Source organism: Haloarcula sp. H-GB5, assembly GCF_054850705.1.
Window position 1 is genome coordinate 49,563 of sequence record NZ_JBTWBG010000005.1, and the last position, 17,856, is coordinate 67,418.

8 protein-coding genes are annotated in these 17,856 nt (G+C 52.2%); all 8 read right to left on the reverse strand.

The window, feature by feature from the left end; genetic code table 11:
* Positions 1–238: 238 nt before the first annotated feature.
* The gene (locus ACYJ11_RS18505) at positions 239–2,701 is read right to left on the reverse strand and encodes a PKD domain-containing protein (protein WP_461648928.1); all 2,463 of its coding nucleotides are present in this window, start codon (positions 2,699–2,701) and stop codon (positions 239–241) included.
* A gap of 399 nt (positions 2,702–3,100) precedes the next feature.
* A complete protein-coding gene (locus ACYJ11_RS18510) occupies positions 3,101–3,424 on the reverse strand; it encodes a hypothetical protein (RefSeq protein WP_461648929.1) in 324 nt (107 codons plus the stop codon).
* Positions 3,425–4,292: 868 nt separating this feature from the next.
* Positions 4,293–6,671: a phage NrS-1 polymerase family protein gene (locus tag ACYJ11_RS18515; protein WP_461648930.1), complete on the reverse strand. Its 2,379-nt coding sequence runs from the start codon at positions 6,669–6,671 to the stop codon at positions 4,293–4,295.
* A gap of 235 nt (positions 6,672–6,906) precedes the next feature.
* Entirely contained in the window at positions 6,907–9,390 is a 2,484-nt protein-coding gene (locus ACYJ11_RS18520; RefSeq protein ID WP_461648931.1) for an ATP-dependent DNA helicase, read from the reverse strand.
* A gap of 127 nt (positions 9,391–9,517) precedes the next feature.
* Positions 9,518–10,036 (reverse strand): hypothetical protein, encoded by a 519-nt coding sequence (locus ACYJ11_RS18525; protein WP_461648932.1) that lies wholly within the window; start codon positions 10,034–10,036, stop codon positions 9,518–9,520.
* 162 nt (positions 10,037–10,198) lie between these two features.
* Entirely contained in the window at positions 10,199–11,830 is a 1,632-nt protein-coding gene (locus tag ACYJ11_RS18530) for an ATP-binding protein (RefSeq protein ID WP_461648933.1), read from the reverse strand.
* 203 nt (positions 11,831–12,033) lie between these two features.
* Positions 12,034–12,471, reverse strand: coding sequence for a hypothetical protein (locus ACYJ11_RS18535; RefSeq protein WP_461648934.1), 438 nt, complete (start codon positions 12,469–12,471; stop codon positions 12,034–12,036).
* 248 nt (positions 12,472–12,719) lie between these two features.
* Entirely contained in the window at positions 12,720–17,849 is a 5,130-nt protein-coding gene (locus ACYJ11_RS18540) for an MATE family efflux transporter (protein ID WP_461648935.1), read from the reverse strand.
* Between the last annotated feature and the right edge of the window lie 7 nt (positions 17,850–17,856).

A 17,856-nucleotide genomic window follows, 5' to 3' on the forward strand; every position in this document is an offset into this window, starting at 1 on the left:
GGACTGATTGCTGTCTTCGAACCCCCAAGTCGGCTCACTTGTCGGTGTATCTGGATTCCTATCGTTTCCTTCAACAGATTCTCGAGAGGGTGGGTCGTCTCGTTCTCGGTTCTCACTATCGTCTCTATTCGGGTCCGCCATATTGCGGGAGTCGGACCCGCTGAATTTATTTCTTGCGCCGCATCATCGCGTGGTGTGAGTTATGTGGCAGTACGGAAATAGGGGAACTGGATTGCTACTATTTTCGGGGTTCTTGATCGCGGAACCGTAACCAATAGACGATGAACAGGCCGAGTGCCATCCACTCGACGAAGACCATAAGATTCGAAATCATATCGCTCAGGTACCCCATCGGAGTCCCGATGATGTTTATCATATTGGTAGCTGTGGCGATTCGCGTCTTGGAGGAATCGTAGTATGTATCGTGGTCTGCTCGGTAAGAGTCGCCCTTGAATTCCACGGACGTAATGGGGGCATCATCCGCAACGTAGATGCTGAAATTCCCGTTTTTGTTGGTGGTCACTGTGGAGTTTTGAGCCCCGCTGAGGGAGAGTTTTTTCTCTGGGACACCGTTGCCTTCGCTGTCAATAAGTTGGCCGTCAATTCTACTTCCGGAGGGCTCAAGTTCGATATCAGTTTCTGTGTAGTTCCGCCTCACTACATCAACTTCCCATCTGTTTCCAAAGACATCAGTAGCGTATGCTCGGGGGTTGTTGAGTTCGCGGTCGCCAGGAACCTCTGTTATTTTTGCACCAACCGTCTGGTAGAGTTGAACGTTCCCAGCTGTGCTGTTCACGTATGGGCTAACGTTCACACCCTCGTAGACCTGTGAATGCCTTCTTTCATTGACGGTCACTTTGATATTCCCCTGATTGCCAATTTTATATTTGTTAGCGTCTAAGTAGTCACGGTGAAGATTGTGGAGTGAGGCTTCGGGTTCGGTGCTTGTGTACCGCCATTCGTCGAACCCCTCTTGACGCATCTCGACTCTGTCGTACAGGGATTGCGAGACGAAAATCCATGGTGTACGGAGGATGAGATTCTTTCTACTCACCCGGTCGCCGTCCGCGACGAGCTCGATATTATCGAGTGGATTGGCTTCGGGTCGCTTGTCTCCAATTGTGTCGAAGTACACGGCCCGCTCTTGCCCTTGGTTAACGAGGTAGACGGTGATGTTTAGATCTTCGGCTGTCGCAGGCTTGATGTTGTGAGAGGTGGCGTTGTAGGTGTTTGAGACAGTCACGGTTTCCGATTCAGACCAGTCGTTTCCGGGGCACGTACTGTCCACACCGTATTCATGGGTGAACGTTACTTCAGTCCGAGAGTACGGAACAAGCTTTGAGTCTTGTGGGTCTTGGATATTGAAGATGTACTCTCCAGTCTCTGGTTCATAGTACGTTCCAGCGTGGTAGATCCGGACGGTATTATCGTAGTTTGTTCGCGTCCACTCTTCCCATTTTGTGTCGGTTCCGTGCTTGGTTTCGTTTCCAACGGTGTACGTACAATCACTCTCACTTTCATATCTTGACGGTGTTTGGAGACGGTAGTCATTGAGGACAGTGACGTTGATCCCGTCGGGGTTGACCAACCAGAAATCGTCATAAATTGCACCTCCGTCGATACGGGCGGTACTTGCATATTGGTCGACGATAACCTCGTGCGTACCACTCCAACGTCCTGAGACAGAGACGTTCCCGAGACTGTATCGGGGTTCTCCTTCTGAAACGACAACTTGGGACTTATCTGGGCCGGTTTTGATAAACGTCTCTTCGACAACTTGCTGATTGAACTCGGTGTAGTTGATTGTATCCCCGTTGTAGACCTCCGCTTCATCCTTATTGTCGATGTAGAACTCGCCGGTGCTGTATTCGCCATCGCTGTGGCTCCGATAGACGTGAGCGTTCCGAACTGGCTTCCACCCGACTCCAGATTTGGTTTTTACCCATATGAGTCGACTGTCCCCTGTCCATTGGCCGTGTGTTTCGTTTGCTGAGAACCCGAGGAAGTACGTATCGACGACCTCGACATCCTGTATAGATTGCCATGTGTCGTTCGTCGGCAGTCGAACAGGCAAGTAGAGGTTTTCTCGGTACGAATCAGTGAGTAGTCCGAACTGGGCAGCCTGTGAGAGAGTCAGCGCCTGGTTGTCAATCCGGATCAACGGTGAGCCTTCAGCGACTATTCGCTGTTCAAGCCGAGCAACCGGGATACTGTACATCGTGCCGTATTCGCCGGTTCCATTCAACTCGTGGTCGTTATTGGTTAAGAGTCGATATGCACCAGATTCGTTTTCCACTAGCGGGTTGCCTTCTGAGCTATCGATTTGTTTCGGAGCGACACCGATCGTGCGTCGTGCAGTGTCTGTATTCCCGTTGCTGTCTGTTACAGTGAGCGTGATTTGGTATTCACCTGCAGAGTTCCACATGTGAGAGATTTGTTTGCCGTATGCTGTTTCTGTGCTGTTATCAGAGACCTCGTATTCCCATCTGTACTCACTGATACTGCCGTTTGATGCGGATGAAGAGGATGCGGACAACGTAACTGTATCTTCCGCGTTGGGTGCGGATGGGTCGAAGGTGAAGCTGGCTTCTGGGGGTGATGCTGCGCTCGCTGGAACTGGTACGAAGGCAGCGATCCCACTTGTGACAATTAGTGCGGCGAAAATCGTTGCAGTGAATGGCCGGTTATGTGTTGAGGACATAATTGACAAGGCTGAAGAACCAACTGAAGTTCTGACCGATCAAGATGAACGTGATTCCGATTCCAAAGAGGCGTTTCCCCCACGCCCGACGTGGTTGGTGCTTTTTGCTCAGGTTCCACGCCATGAATCCGAGAACGGCGAGGATGAGCCCTACGTAGTACATCACGACGTCCACACCTTGGAATTTGGAGAACGAACTCGCGATGTCACTTTGGATGTCGAGTAGAGGCGGTCCCCGCGTGAGCACTGGTAGTGCTTGGGAATGAGCCTCAAGGGTAAGATGTCTAATCAGACGGGGGATCATGCTAATTATAACAGTCGGTACTGGGTCTGTCATCTTAAAAATAGGGAACGAGCCGCTCAGGAATGCTGCTATTGTGGTTGCTGTGTGAAACGGGATTACCCGCCTTCAGCGATCCACTTCAGCAGGCTGACGAATGCTGTGAAGCCGAAGTAGAACACGATCATGATCAGGCCACCGATGAGCAGCCAGACGCCAGTCTGGGCGCGGTCGGAGGACCGACGTGCCGTGAACCAGAGAACCGCACCAGCGAAGACCGCTACGAACCCTGCATATTGTAGGGTCGTATGGGCCACTTCATAAACGTTGTCCAGCATGTTTACGTACTGATCCATCCCGCCTTCGCAGTTGTCGACGTTGGTCGGGTCCTCACACTGCGCGGCAACCGTGCCGACGCTGGCCCCGAAAGTTGTGAAAACCATTAGGGACATCAGCAGTGCTGTTAGACCGACTCGCTTGACTGAATTAGCCATACTTCAGTATCAACAAAACATAGATAGGATATTAATGTACCGGTCAATCGGACAACCCATTATCGGAAATCGGGGTACAAGAGTGGTATTCGATTAAATTGGTGAAACAGAGTTACGCTGTTCCAGATTTTGGTTTTTATATGTAATTGTTATACGGCAGGCGGTTTGAAACAGTGTAACGGTGTTTCAGTGAGTCCATTCGTGCGGTCCGAGGTGGACTAACTAGAACAGAGAGCAGTTCTCTCCTAGTATTGTGAACAAGGAAAACCAGGAGAGACTCTTCTTGACTCGTGCTTACATCGCACCGCCTTCCGCAATCCCTCGAACCATCGAAATGAAGGCGGACATGCCGAAGTAAAGCACAATGAGTGCTAGACCACCAACGAAAAGCCAAAGACCGGTCTGACCCCGTGAAGAGTTCTTATCTGAAGTATAGTATAGTGTTGAACCAGCGAATACCGCAACGAACCCGAGATACTGGAGAAGCGTATGAAAGATTTTGTAGAGATTGTTCAGTACGTTCTCGAACGGATTCAAGCTAGGGTCTTCGCAATCTTCGAGAGATTCGGGGCCACTGAGGTCGCAAGAATCTGTCTGTGCGAGCGTGGTACCTACAACCCCTCCGCTACTGAGGAACACGAGAGAGATTGCTAAAGTAGCTAGTCCGATTCGCTTCGCTGAAGCGGTCATACGTATACCTTGATTATCTAAACCGCTCTATATCAAACTAGCGGTCAACTAACCGGCGAAAAGCGCACCCAACTACTGACCTCTTTATTCGGTCTGATTACGGTCGCGACCTAAAACAGGAGTGATTTTAGAAGAATCTCGACAAATGGTCTCGGATATTCTCATCATCGTCTTTTCCTTCTTCAGTTGCGACCTCTTCCTCGTCTAAGTCGCTCGTCTTTTCTTTCTTCTTGGTTCTGGAACGTTGGCTCTGTTCGACCCATTCGCTGCTTGTATCTGAATCTCGACCGTCCGCTGAACTCTCCCATCGAGGTTGCTGGGATGGGTCAACGATATCTTCCACCGGAATTTCTTCGCCATCGAGAAGGGCTTGCTCAACCTGATCGAAGAGCGGTTCTGGATGGTGTTGACATAAGAGCAGGACGACTTGAGAGAGCTGATTGATCTTGTGTTCTTGCTGGTCAACGAGGTTTTCGTAGAATGCGATCTCCTTACGGAGGAGTTGGATTTTGTCCGCTTGTTGAGCGATATCGTTGTCGTGCTTTGTTTCTAGATCGGTGACAATTTCGCGTAGTCGGTCAACCTCGGAAACGATATCATGGAGTTTGGCGTCGAGCACACCCGGAATCTTTCGATTTCCGTTTGCTGACATCCGAGAATCAAAAGAGCCTTGATCACTGTCCCCCTCCTGTGGGGTCAAATCGGGGGTCGATTGCCTTGACTCGGAATCAGACGTGGGTTCCTTATCATCGTCACCGTCGTAGATTCCTTTTGCTTCTTCTCGGTCGATACCAAGAGTGCTCTCCTCATCACTGTTTTCGAGAGCATCGTCAAGGAAGCCGTCGTCATCGAATTCTCGATCGAAGAAGCTGTCACCGTCCTCAACGGGGGTTGGTGTGCCGGAATCATTCTCGCTCTTCGTTGATGTGCCGTCTTCAGTTGTCTCACTCGAGGAACTGCTGACGTTCACGGGGTCGAATTCGGAACTGTTATCAATCCGGTTTTGCCCACCACGCGACCTCCGAGTACCGTTTGTGGTCTTAAGTCCGTCATCAGTTGTTTTGCTATCTCTGGAGCTGGCATTACTCTTGTTCTCTTCCGCGTTTCCGCTGGAGTTTATGTTCGGATCGCTGCTGGTTGCAGTGCTGTCGTCCTCTTCTGTTTGTTCTTCCTTGCTAGATTCAGAGGGAGCATCCTCTTTCGCCACGCTTTCCGATGGGCTGTTAGAGTTGCTTTCTGCGAAGACTGTAGAGTTGGAGCGACTTCGCCGCGACCGCCGCTTCGGTGCGTTCTGCTTATCAGAACCTGTCTCGTCAACGAACTCAGATTGGTCGTCACTGGAATCTGATTCGGATTCGTCGTCTTCTGCTGGCGGCGTCTCTTGATCATCAGAAGAGCCATCTGAGTCTTCCCCGTTTGCCTCGGAGCTCTCATTTCCCTCGTCAGCGCTTTCTTCTCTCCCTTCGTCTTCATTATCGGTATCGTCACTGTTCTCGTTGGCGATATTGTCGAAGTGATCGGGGTCATAGTAGTCGTCAACTTTCGCGATGGCTCGTTGAATAGTGCGCTCTCCGTAGGTGGACCCATCTGAGTACCGTTGCTCGTCCCATTTGGGACGAATGAGTCCAGATGCACGGAATACGCGGTCGATTCGTTCTGGGTCTCCAGAACACCAGAACGCCAGCATATCACAGAACCCCATATCGGCTTCTGAATGGCTTTCGCCAGGATAGACTTGCTTCCAGTTACCATGCCACAGCTGGGTGAACTTGTAGCCGTTTTTTGACCCTTTGGCAGTCTTGACGATTTTTTGCTCTTCTTCGGGTAGACTGTCGAGATTTGCTCCGCTTGTGTACGTTCCAGAGGGGCCGTTGCCGTGATTCTCCAGTTCAAGATGGTCTAACCCCGAGAGGTGAACGTCAACTTCAGTGTCGTTCGCAGAGTCGCTGTCCTCGTCAACTAGGAACTGGTCGTAGACGGCATTAATACCATTCTGGCTTTCTTGGATTTCCGGAACTTCGTCGGTACGCTCACCATCCTCAGAAATGATGTCCCCAGTGACGGTGAAGTATCGAGTGGATTCGTACATTTCGACACTCCCCTTCCGGTTTCTGTCGCCAGGGATTTCGCCGATGGTGATGATGTGGCCGCCAGTGCCGGAAGGGCTGATTTCACGGAACCCATCAACGTCTTGTAGGATGCTGAGCGCCCAGTCATCCCACTCCTCGCTCTCAGGGTCACGGCAGTCGTCGAGGTCAATGCCGACAAAGGGATCGTTTTCGGTGAATACGAATCCGATGCCCTTGAGTTGTTTATTGCTCTGGAATGCACGGACGGCGTCCATCACGGAACCCCACGTACTGGGATCGTCGGTTTTCGCCATCTGGTTGGTGTTTGGGTCGACGGGGAGCTTGGTTTCTTTCCCGTCCCGCATTGTGGTCCGCCAGCAGATCCATTGTTGTTTCGACTTCAGCCGTTTACTCACATTTGAGAGTTGCAGGGACATAGTCTTGTTATCGGTGATAAGGTATTCAGACCCCCCTCACAAATATCCTTAGTCTCCATGGGGTGAGTTGTGTGGGGACTATCTACCTCTATCTCCTAATTCGCATTGAGAGATAAAAATCACTCTGTCCCCCTCGAAGATCCACAGAAAATACAGTTTCGGACGGTTATCTTACCAAACACGCCCACGGGAATCCTTTCAAATGTTAGGTAAGAGTTGCACTGCGCTATTCATTTCAGACTGATTTCCAAAACGTTTGTAGTTCGTACCCGAGGTCGTCAATACCAATGGGAATGAACTCTTCGCGAGCGTGTTCTGGGAAGTATTCACGTACGGAAGTGTAACTGTCTGTCTGGACATACCGCTGGTCGATAAGCACTCGGACTCCGACTTCGTCTTGGCCTCTAATGACGCGCCCGATAGCCTGTCGTGCCTTTCTCACAGCGGGCACCGTGAATGCATATTCGAAGCCTTTCCCATCGAACCGATGGTTGTATGCAGTTTCGATTGCTTTGGCGAGAGGTGTCCCAGTTGTTGTTATCGGAACGCCGCAGATGACGACGCCGCGGAGCTTATCGCCATCGTAGTCTACTCCTTCGGTCAGTGTTCCCCGAAGGCTCGTCGTTAGCACCTTCGGCGGGCCGTCGAAAAACTCCTCTTTGAGGTACTGGGTTTGTCCGTCGGAACTAGGTGAGTCTGTAAGAATTTCTTTTTGAACGTTCGAGTCCTCGTTGAGGATATCACTGGCCCACGCAGCCTCGTCATAAGATGGCATACACACCAGCACGTTCCCTGGTGTTGTTCTAACCACGGTAGACAGGGCAGTGTTGTAGGTGTTACGTAGACCGGGGTTTTCTTCGGGGGGCCACCGATTCGAGTACGTAAACTTCGGTACGTCAACCGCCACCGAAAGCCGGTGCTCTTTGGGAAACCCAAGTTCGAACTCTGAGTGACCGACTGTTCGGCGCTTCTCTTGCATCGACTTGTCTGAGGATGAGCCAACCTTTCCGACAGCACTCAAATCAGGAAGTTGATCTCGTGGGTCTTTATCTTCGTGTTGTCGCTCAGACTCACCTTTTGCTTTCGTCACAAGGCTCCCGGAAGGCTGAGTACCGTTTTTGAGTTTTGTCACGCCAGTTACTTCGCTGTAAATGTCGAGCGGCGAGAGGGTTGCTGACATCAATATTGCACCCCCAAACGCATCGAGTGTCGCTGCGATTTCATTCTGGGGTATGCTATTATTGATCTGTATTTTCGCGAGATAACCCGCTCGCCATGGCATACTGTCCTTCGGATTGGCGTGTATGCGCTGGCGTGGGGAGAGTGTTACTCGCCGGAAGTATTCGCTGTGACCCCCTACCCACCATCGCTCGAAGAGTTCATAGACGGCTCCAATAGGGAATGACCCATCTGGACTTTTGCCATCGATTTTCCGTGAGACGATATCCTTCACGCTATCAGTGAGCTTCGCGACCTGCAAGAACAGCTTCCATATATTCCCATAGTCGTTTTTTTCGGCCCATTTAGAAACCGGGTCGGGCTGGGGTTTAGTCGGGCTCTGCATTGGTATCGATATCTCGCTGCGGCGACTTGATTGAATATCTTCCCGCCACGACTGACCGTGCTCATCCTTCAGGCCGTCAACGATCGCTTGAGAAATAAACGAGCGGAGTTTCTCAAGGAACTTGATTGACGTCGCGAAGTCCGATGCCTCCAACGGACTATCTGCGATAAGTGAGCTGGCAAGACGTTGCTTCGCTTGGTGCCCATCGCCTGTCAACCACCCGTAGACTTCTTTCAGGTTCCCGACGCCGTGATTCAGTTTGCTGTAAGTCAAGCTGTACGAGAGTTGGTCTCGAACCTCGGAGACCAAACCGTGTGCCTCGTCGCAAATCAGTATCGTCTCCTTGTCGACGAGGGGTGCGGTGAGAGCGGAGACAGTTCTCGGCCCGAATGCATGCTTGTAATTCCCCATTGTGACGGTTGCCTCTGGATAGAGACGACGCATCTCTATATGGGGGCACGTTCCACAAGCTGACCCCTCTGTGAGTGTCTCTTTTCCTGTCGTCACGCGATGGATTGAAAGCGGGTATTCCTCTTGGACGGCATTCGTGATGTGTGATGCGTAAAACGGACAGTATTCAGTGTCACTAACGGAGGGGATTTCTGGCATATACGGAGTTTCTTTCCCGTTGACCGTGAGACGCCCGTGCTTCGGAGCCTGTTCTGCCCGTGCTTGTAGCCCGAAAGCGGCGTTCGCTTCACGCGCGGTTCGATCCTTCTTCACCGCTTCTTCCATCAGCTCCTGAGTGTTATCCCGCAGCGAGATACACTCGTGGTAGATTTCTTGTTCCCCGATATGACCCGTTTGGACGTACGGACAGAGTTCAGATTTGCCGATCAGCGTTAGTCCAGGGAAGTAGACATCATCTTGATTGTTAATCGCTTTGAGGTCAGATTCAAATGCGGACAGTTGTTGTTTCTTGCTCGTGGTAACGAGTATCCGCTCGAATTTTGTCTCGGGGTCGCGAACTAGCGAGAGCGCACTAGTGAGGCCGATTAGCGTCTTCCCGGTCCCACACGGCCCTTCAAGCAGATGGAACCCACCCGATTCTAATGTGTTGATGATGGAGTTGATGCCCTTGACTTGATTCGGATAGGGATCGAATGGGAAGATATCAGCCCATTCAGCCTTCTCCGATGGCTGGTGTTCGCTCATACTTGCGAAACCTCTCTACTGTGAGTAACGAAAGTCTGGTATTTAAAGCCGCGTTGTGGACGAATATCATCTCCCAATCGCAAGGAAAGTGGAGCCTGCATCGACACCCAAGTAAGCGCTAAGGGCGTTACTCGGAGTCTTCGTCGTTGTTTGAGTGTTGGTAGATGTCTGGTTCTTGGTCGAGATCTATGCAAAGCGCCTCGACGTCGTCATCCCACTCAGGATTGTACCGATGGGAGGCGTCGAAGTCGAGACCAACCTTGTTGAAGATGGGGCGTGAGGTAATACTGAAACTTCCGTCGAGTTCGTCCGGTAGTTTGTACTCGTCCTCTGCGTCTTGATCGTAGACCTCAAGGGGAACCATCCACAGGTCGTTTGCATTCTCGTCGTAAGCAAACGATATGGCCGAGTATCCACGGAGGTACTGATCGACGACAGTGGAATTGGGGGCGATACTGTAGTCCCGGCGGAAAGAGATGTACCCCTGTGCGCCCTTTGTCATTAGGGAAACGTCCATCTCCTTCTCGAACAATCTCTTCTTGCTCTTCCCACCAGATTTTGCTTCGCTGGTCTCCGAACTGTGGTTATCACTTTCACCATCCGAAGGCTGGTCAGACTGGCTACTGGTAGTCTCTGAATCACTCATGCGATTACCCAGTTGGATAGATAGAGGGATTTCATAAAAGCATATCGTCTCCCTTGCTGTGTTGAATCTGGTGGATAGTGCCTAGACTACGTGGAGTATAGCCGTGGGACAACTGGAAAGGAACGAAGAGAGTCGAAGGGTAAGTCCGGGGAGATGCCCCGATTATGTTTTGCTGACGAATTCATTGTACGCCTTCTTGACATCCTCCCATCGGAGGTAACTTGCGCCGCGCTCGGCTGCCAAGAGTTTAGCTTGATTCGTGACCGCATCCAAGTCGGCCCCCGACCAGCCTTCAGTACGTTCGGCTAACTTCTCAACATGGGCCTCCGTCAACTTGTGTGGAACCTCCAGCACAGTCAGCTTAAGGATCTTTGTCCGTGCTTCGACGTCGGGGAGTCCAATCTCGAATTCACTGTCGACGCGACCGGGCCGGAGAACTGCTTCATCCATCTTATCCCGCTGGTTCGTCGTCAGCAACAGGATGAAATCCTGATCCTCCTTCGTGAGCGCAGACAGGAACATATTCGTGACCTTGTTATCTTCCGCGTGTGCATTTTCTCCCTGCGTTCGGTTGCCCAGTAGCTGTTCAGCCTCGTCGATGAAGATGACTCCACCGAGATGCTGTGCTTCCTCAAACAGGCGCTTGATGAGCTGCGGACTCTTGTTGATGTGTTCGTGTGTGAGGTCAGCCTGTGTCAGTTCGACGAAGGGACGGTCAAGAGCGTTCGCCAGCGCCCGGGCGAACAGTGTCTTACCCGTCCCTGGAGGGCCGTGGAACAGCAGGCCACGCGACGGCTGCACGTCGAACCGAGCGTAGCTCTCGCTGTCTGACCGCAGCGGATTGATAACCTGACTGGTCAGTTCCTCCTTAACATCGTTGTAGCCGCCGATGTCTGCGAACCGAATATCCGGCGGTTCCTCCCATGGATAGACGAATTCTTCCATTTTAGGCTCTTCCTCGACCTTCTCGCCGTTCTCGTCAAGCACCACTTCGGGCCTTACGGTCTCTTCTTCTGAGTTATCTGCGGCCTCCTGCGAGTGCTCGTCAGCAGGCTGTGGACCCGCGTTCTTTTCGTCACTCGGTTCTGCATTGCCGTCATGTGCGTCGGCTTCCTGTTCGTCCGTTTGTTCTGAGGGTTCTGGGTCGCTTCGGGCGGGCCTGATACTGTGGTTGTGGCTCTGGGAAGATGTCTCCGAATTGCTGTCTGACTCAGCCGGGCTGTTGGTCGATGCTTCTTCCTCAGTCTCACTGGCCGCGTCAGAACCGCCCACATTCGACTGAGGCGGGTTGGAGTTAGACACGACATCGTTGTAGACTGTCCCGTATGGAAGCTCACTCGTGCGACTTGCGCGGGCTGTAGGGCTACTGACGCCACTCTGCACCAGAACCGACCGGATCGGGTTTCCGTAGATATGCGTAGCGGTAGTCGCGACCGTCATCGCAATGCCCGCGATGGCGTAAGTCTGAGCGCTGCCGTCGCCAGTAATCCATTCAGTGGGCGCATAGCCGAGACTCATTCCATGGAGAGTGATGATTCCGGCTCCGACAGCGCCAGCAACGATGCCCGTGTGCACAGGCTCCCAGAGATCCAAATGTAGGTGGCTCCCGGCGCTGAGTGCCACAGGCGCTAAGAGCAGCGCCGGAGAATTCGTCATACTGGCGAGCGCTACTAGGGACACAATCTGGACGGCGGTTCTCTTGATTGGTGGTTGTTCGACTCTGTCTGCGTAGATGAACCATGTGAGGGTCATCCAGATGTAGACGATGGCAAATAGCAGTAGGCTGAGACTCATTGTTGATTTCCTCCTTGAGTCAAGTGAACGGGAAAGAAGCCCAGCGCTCGGGCCGCAGCCGTAGGCACGCGCCGCCGGGGTTCGAGGTGGGCTTTCATCCGTTCTTATTATTTGCTTCTGCGCTTTCAGTTATAAAGTTCCGCCTCTGAGAGCATAGCACGGCGTTATGACCCGATATTTGGAGAAGGAAACAGAAACCGTAGCTATGAATCACTGACCACGAGTGTAACCGTCCGCAGGGCGTCGTCTTGACTAACGCCATACACGTCGACGAGGATATCTGCGAGCTGGGCTCGAGATGGGTGCTCGCCATCGTGTTTGTCCAGATAGTAGCCGATCGCTGGTCGGACACATCCACGAAGATATTCAGCCACATCGTCATCGTCCAGGCCTTCGGGGACGTAGAAATCCACGTCATCCCGGTAATGAGAGCGAATTACTGGGGAAACGTCGTCCTCAACGATTTCCCCCTGTTCACTGAGACGAATTCGGAGCTCTCGCGGGTCAATAGCAATCCGCGTCCCCTTCCCCACAGTGTAGTTCCCCAGCGCGTCGACGTCGTTCGGATTACGGCCTGTCTCAGCGACAGCGTGAACGAGGATTTTCGAGACGGGTGGGACCCATCCTTCCGAGGTCAGCACACCGACCCGCTTATAAACTCGATCTTGGTCGGATACGCTCTCGTCTTGGCGGAATGTATAGACCCCGACCATCTTCTCAGGCGGTTCAACAGACGCAGGGACGCCGCGTTCGTCAAAGAATTGCGGACGGCAGCTATCTACGGTTTTACCTTCTCCCATACAAGTCACTACTCTGTGGACTATATAAATCATATGGGGTTAGGGTTTTACCCACTTCAGAAACAGAACAATCTTGTGAGATATTCTTCCTATTCTTCAGACTTTCCGTTGTCTGCATCTTCTTCGTCAAGTTCGTCAAAGATTTCGTCCATTTCTCCTTGGCTTGTGCCAGAGGGTGAGTCTATCTCGACATCTTCGTTCGCAATCGTTTTGATGTTGTGACGGATGATACCTGTTCGCGGCTCAGACTCGCCACTGTGGTTTTCGTCAACCTCTTCCACAGAACTGAGTACGTTTTCCGTTTCGCCGTTTTCTTCTAATTCTGTAGCGATTTCGGCAGCTTTGCTGGTAACCTCAGATTCGTATTCGAAGCGATCTGTGTGGAAGTCCTCGTTGATCTTTCCGATTTTTTCACCGACACGGCCTGCTGCACCAGCGTTTATTTTCATCTCGTCCGCATTATCGACTTCGCCCATCGAACTCGCGGTACGGTCGAAGTCAATAACGTGTAATCCGCCATTTTCGTCGACGTGGACATTATCTTTATTGGTGTCGGGGTTCCCGCCAAGAAGTTGGATGGCCATCGTTTCTTCGAAGTCCTCACGCTCAACCTGTTCCAAGGCTTCTTCCGGGGCTTCGTCAATTCCCCATGTTTCTGTATCAGCACCACCTGCTTCTTGCTGGATAACTTCATTTGTCTCTTCGTTATACGCGACGTTCGGGACCTCTTGTCCCATTGCGTTGGTCCATGCGTGGCCCACGAGGGACTGGTGTTTGAGTTCTTCTGCTCTAACAGGGTTTATGATCTCTTCTTCTGCCAACGACTCGTCAAGGTCGTCGTAGTCAGTGATGAAGAGACGCTCTCCATCATCGAGTGTTTCGATCCGCATTGACTCTGCCGTGAATCCAGCTCCCTCACTTAGAGTCTCAGATTCGGACTCGGTGTAGTGCTCACGCCAGTTACGAGCGCGTTCCTCCCACTCTGAAGCGTCCACTTCGTCAGAGTGTTCCCCGGCAGTGGACCCCCCACTACCGGGATTTTGAGGGAGGTCTTCATCACCAGATTCTTGTTGCTCCTCTTTGCCTCTATTCTCCTTGATTTCTTTCCGGTCAGTGCCGATGCTGACAGTAGGGTTGCCTTCGTGCTCGTCGGTTTTTTCTACGGCGCTATCTTCGTCTATCTGGATTCCATGACTCCCATTCTGGAACTCAATGGCTTTGCCGTTGCGGACCTCAAAGGATTCACCTTCTTCAACTTCGCTTAAAGCACCCTCGCCGTATTCAGCGACTTCGTTATCTCTCGTCTTGTCTGCGAGGTGGATTCTTGAATCACTGTCATTCTCGCTGGACTCTAGTTGAGCGTCCTCAAGGATATCAGTTCCTCCGACACCTTTAGCGTCTACGCGCTCACCGTCAAGGGATTCTACATTCTCAATGTCGTCTGTGGGAATGCTTTTTTCTCCGGCTTCGACTGTACCGCCGTAGTCTGCCGACTTATTGTCGCCTTTTTCGGCTTCCGGAGTTTTATTTTCCGACGAGCTGTTGTCGTCATCTGAGATTTGGTCTACCTCGCTGGTCGGGGAGCCTTCTGTTTCCGAGGCTGAGTTACCGCGGCTTTCGGTTTCATGTGGGCGATCACTACTAACAGATTCATTCTCACTTGGGGCGGTTTCTTCGCTCTTTCCACTACTGGCAGAAGATGAGGAACTACTTCCCTCACTCTCGTTTTTATTTGTTGGGTGTGAACTGCTGCTGCTGGACGTTTCAGGCGTGCTTTCAGAGGTCGATTTAGACTGTGACGTTGGCTCGCTATTCCGATTGAGTACGGTAAGAGACGAATTCTCGTCGGGGCGGAGTTCTGTGTATTTGCCTTCCTCCCCGCCGTGAGAAGCAGCGTCAATGCCTTCGTGAGAACCATTCCAGTCTTCACCGTATGATCCGTATTTGAATCCCTCAAGATTAGTCACAACATCGCCGGGCTGGGGGTCTTGCCGACCGAGGTCGTTTCCGTTCTGATCCCTCATTGCAGGCGGCTCTTCAGGGTCGTCCAATTCGGGTGGTCCTGCTTCTCCCCCCATTCGGGTAACAGCGATGGGTTCGCCTTCGGGTTCACCTTCAGCGTTCGTCCTTCGGAATTTGTATGCGTTGGCGTGCTTGTCTGAGTCGGTCGCTGAACTTTCGACCATGAATGTGTCGTCTGAAGAGACGCGGTCGTGGTCATCACCATTTCCAGCGATCATCTCTTCAGCACTCAATTTCTCTCCAGTTTCGTTACCGCTAGAGCTACTCCCTGTATCAGTCGATTTTGAAATTTCGTGACCGCTTGACGAGTTGGAGGCTGAATTAATACCATTGGATGAGTCGCCACCAATGTCCCCGTTAGTGCTGATGCTGTGGTTAGTAGACTCTGAGTCATCAGAACTGCCAGCCCCCGTAGAGGTAGCAGTTTCGTTGGACGTTGTATCGCTGTCGTCGCTAGCCGAGTTGGAAGACCCGCCTTCGTCTTGATCTCTGAGGTCAACTTCTAACGCGGCATAATCATGTGCTCCCTCGTATTCGGGATGGGTGTTAGTCGACATCCCGTATTTGTTCTTGACCGTTCCAGTCAGATCGACTCGCTCGCCTATATGCTCATCAATCACTTCTTCCGTTTCTTCGTTCGGGGCGTCGATTGGCATCCGCTCCCCAGTAGGCGATTCACCGTAGTATTGGGCTGCGTAGTCTTCAGGATCGCTATCGGCTTTACGAACCAGCATATCCTTGAACTGGGCTTCTTCTCCGACCATCTCATCGTTCCCGATGACTTGGTCGACTCGGGCTTCGTTTTCATCAAGAAGGCGGGAATGCTCGTCAACTTGGAACGTTCCGTATTCTCCGCTCTCTTCAGGGAGACTCTGTGCCTCACTACCGTCGCGCTTCCCCATGTTCACATCCCCTATCCGGAATGAATCGTCTGTGGGAAGTCTTACATCGGAGTCTTCACTCACTTCTACTGCACCAATTCGCTCGTTCTCTTCTGCTGTCTCTATGTAGCCCTGTTGCGCGACATCATCGGGCGTACGACCACCGCCGGGGACGTAGTTTAGTTCCTCACCCGCTAAGTCGAACCGCTCACCTGACTCAGCTAATGTATCCTCATGCTTCTTCGCCGTAGAGGGGCTGATTGCCGTGCTTGGCCGGTTCGTACTCTCTTCATGTTCATGTGTTCCGACGTCAGGGTTCTGAGGAGGCTCTTCTCCGCCGCGCTGTCCACCACCGAAAACGCCGTCGCCACCAGCCATCAAATAGGGCGAGTGAGCACCGACAGTACCGCGAACCATCTCTTGGCCGAACCCTTGTCTTGCTGCTTTGACCGCTGGTCCATATTTTTCCTTGGCGTTTTCTCCTGTCTTTTTCAGCCTTGACCCTGTATGACTCATCGACTCGTCGATGCGGTCGGCACGAGCTTCGTGGGCCTCGGCTTGACTTTCGAGGTGAGCCTTTTCATCACGGAACTGCTTGCGTTTAGCCCCAACAGAGCCCGTGACCATTTCATCATTCTCGTTCTTGTATCTGAAGGTGCCGTCCTCGCTGAGCTCGGCCTTTGGGGAGGTGGGCGTATCATAGTCTGTTGCTTTCACTGAGTCACTCAACGCACCGGATTCTTCAGCTTGCGCTAAATCGATTGTGCCATTCTCACCTGCTTCCATATCGACACCCTCCTCAAAGTGTTGGTGCTGCTGTTCGACGGTTTCTGCTTGGCTCCGCTTGCGGTCTGCGTGGTGACGTTCCAAGTTTGTTGGGTTGAGCCGGTCTTTCGCGCTGTCTTTGTAGTCGGAGACAGTATCCTTGATCTTCGCTGCATTCCGCTCTTTGAAGTCACCGTACCGCTTCTTCGCAGCACTGATGTATCCTTGCGTTTCACTTTCGTTTCCAGACGGTCCTCCAGCACCAGTCACTTCGTCGGACGGGCCACCGGCACCGCCGGTGCCGCCGGGAACGTCTCCACTGAGACCACCTTGTGAGCTCGGTCCTGCTTGTGATGCAGAGGCACTTGCCGATTTCGTGTCTGCTGTGGATTCACTGGAGGGACCTCCACTCGCAGAAACGGTTTCCCCTTCCTGATCTTGAACAGCTTGTGCCACCGAATTTTGCCCTGGACTCGATGCACCAACATCGGATGCTACTCCTGGTGCGCTTCCGCTACCACCTCCACCGCTACTGCCGCCTCCACCGCCAGCCATTGAAGACATTTGCTGACCAACTTCGGAACCACCCGATGCTCCAGATGCTGCGCTCCCTTCACTTCCTAAAGCGCCTGCCGCACCGCCAATTGCAGCACCGAAAGCCATCGTCATACCAGTCATAGCCTGTCCAGCACCGATCGGCTCGCCAGCCCATGAGACAATCTTCCAGACTGCTGCGATCATAATGATTGGGAAGCATGTGACAAGGACTAACTGAGACCAGAAAGCAGAGATACCTTCGGCGATTCCATCAGCGCCTTGCATCATCGAGCCGCCTGCGATAACTACCATGGTCTGGAAGATGATCGCGATGATAGGGCCAGAGAGGAGTGTATAGATGCCCATTCGCGCCCACTTGTTAGCAAACTCGTTGACGCTTTCGAGGAGGCCCCAATCGGGGTACCAGAATACTGCGAGAATAGGGGACGAAATGTAGACGATGTGGATAAGAAAATCACGGAGCTCCAGGAGGACAGTAACAATGGCGACGGCGATGAGAGAGTACCACCCGAGGAACCAAATAATGCCCGCGAGGGCGAATCCGGACAAAATATTCGAGAGGCTTCCAATCCCACTACTAAACGGGTTCATGATATTGATGATGTCTGTCCCCGTTGGCATCAGCGCAGTCACCATTGTGTTAGATAGGTCGACGCCGAATCCAATAAGAGGCCGAGAGACAGCAATAATAAAAATTACGCCGACGATCCGAAGGCCTTGACGCCAGAGGCTTGTCTTTTTTTCATCAGCAAAGGGCATCGATAACAGCCCTAAGATAATCATCACGGGGAAGATCGCGAGAGCGACCTCAAATGAGTTCATCCATGCTTCGTTCGCCTTCGCAACCCCGTACGGGTTTTCGATGTGGAGGAAGACTTCAATCCCGAAGTTGAATAAGCCGTTTAGGCCCTCCCCAGCTGCGCGTATTGCGTTCGAGACACCATCCAAGAGTCTGTCAACAATCCCGCCACCGACGAGTAGTAACACCGACATAGGGTGA

What these genes read in the sequence shown, in the direction of transcription:
- ACYJ11_RS18505 (WP_461648928.1), bottom strand. Translation starts at nt 2,701, where the DNA reads ATGTCCTCAACACATAACCGGCCATTCACTGCAACGATTTTCGCCGCA.
- ACYJ11_RS18510 (WP_461648929.1), bottom strand. Translation starts at nt 3,424, where the DNA reads ATGGTTTTCACAACTTTCGGGGCCAGCGTCGGCACGGTTGCCGCGCAG.
- ACYJ11_RS18515 (WP_461648930.1), bottom strand. Translation starts at nt 6,671, where the DNA reads ATGTCCCTGCAACTCTCAAATGTGAGTAAACGGCTGAAGTCGAAACAA.
- ACYJ11_RS18520 (WP_461648931.1), bottom strand. Translation starts at nt 9,390, where the DNA reads ATGAGCGAACACCAGCCATCGGAGAAGGCTGAATGGGCTGATATCTTC.
- ACYJ11_RS18525 (WP_461648932.1), bottom strand. Translation starts at nt 10,036, where the DNA reads ATGAGTGATTCAGAGACTACCAGTAGCCAGTCTGACCAGCCTTCGGAT.
- ACYJ11_RS18530 (WP_461648933.1), bottom strand. Translation starts at nt 11,830, where the DNA reads ATGAGTCTCAGCCTACTGCTATTTGCCATCGTCTACATCTGGATGACC.
- ACYJ11_RS18540 (WP_461648935.1), bottom strand. Translation starts at nt 17,849, where the DNA reads ATGTCGGTGTTACTACTCGTCGGTGGCGGGATTGTTGACAGACTCTTG.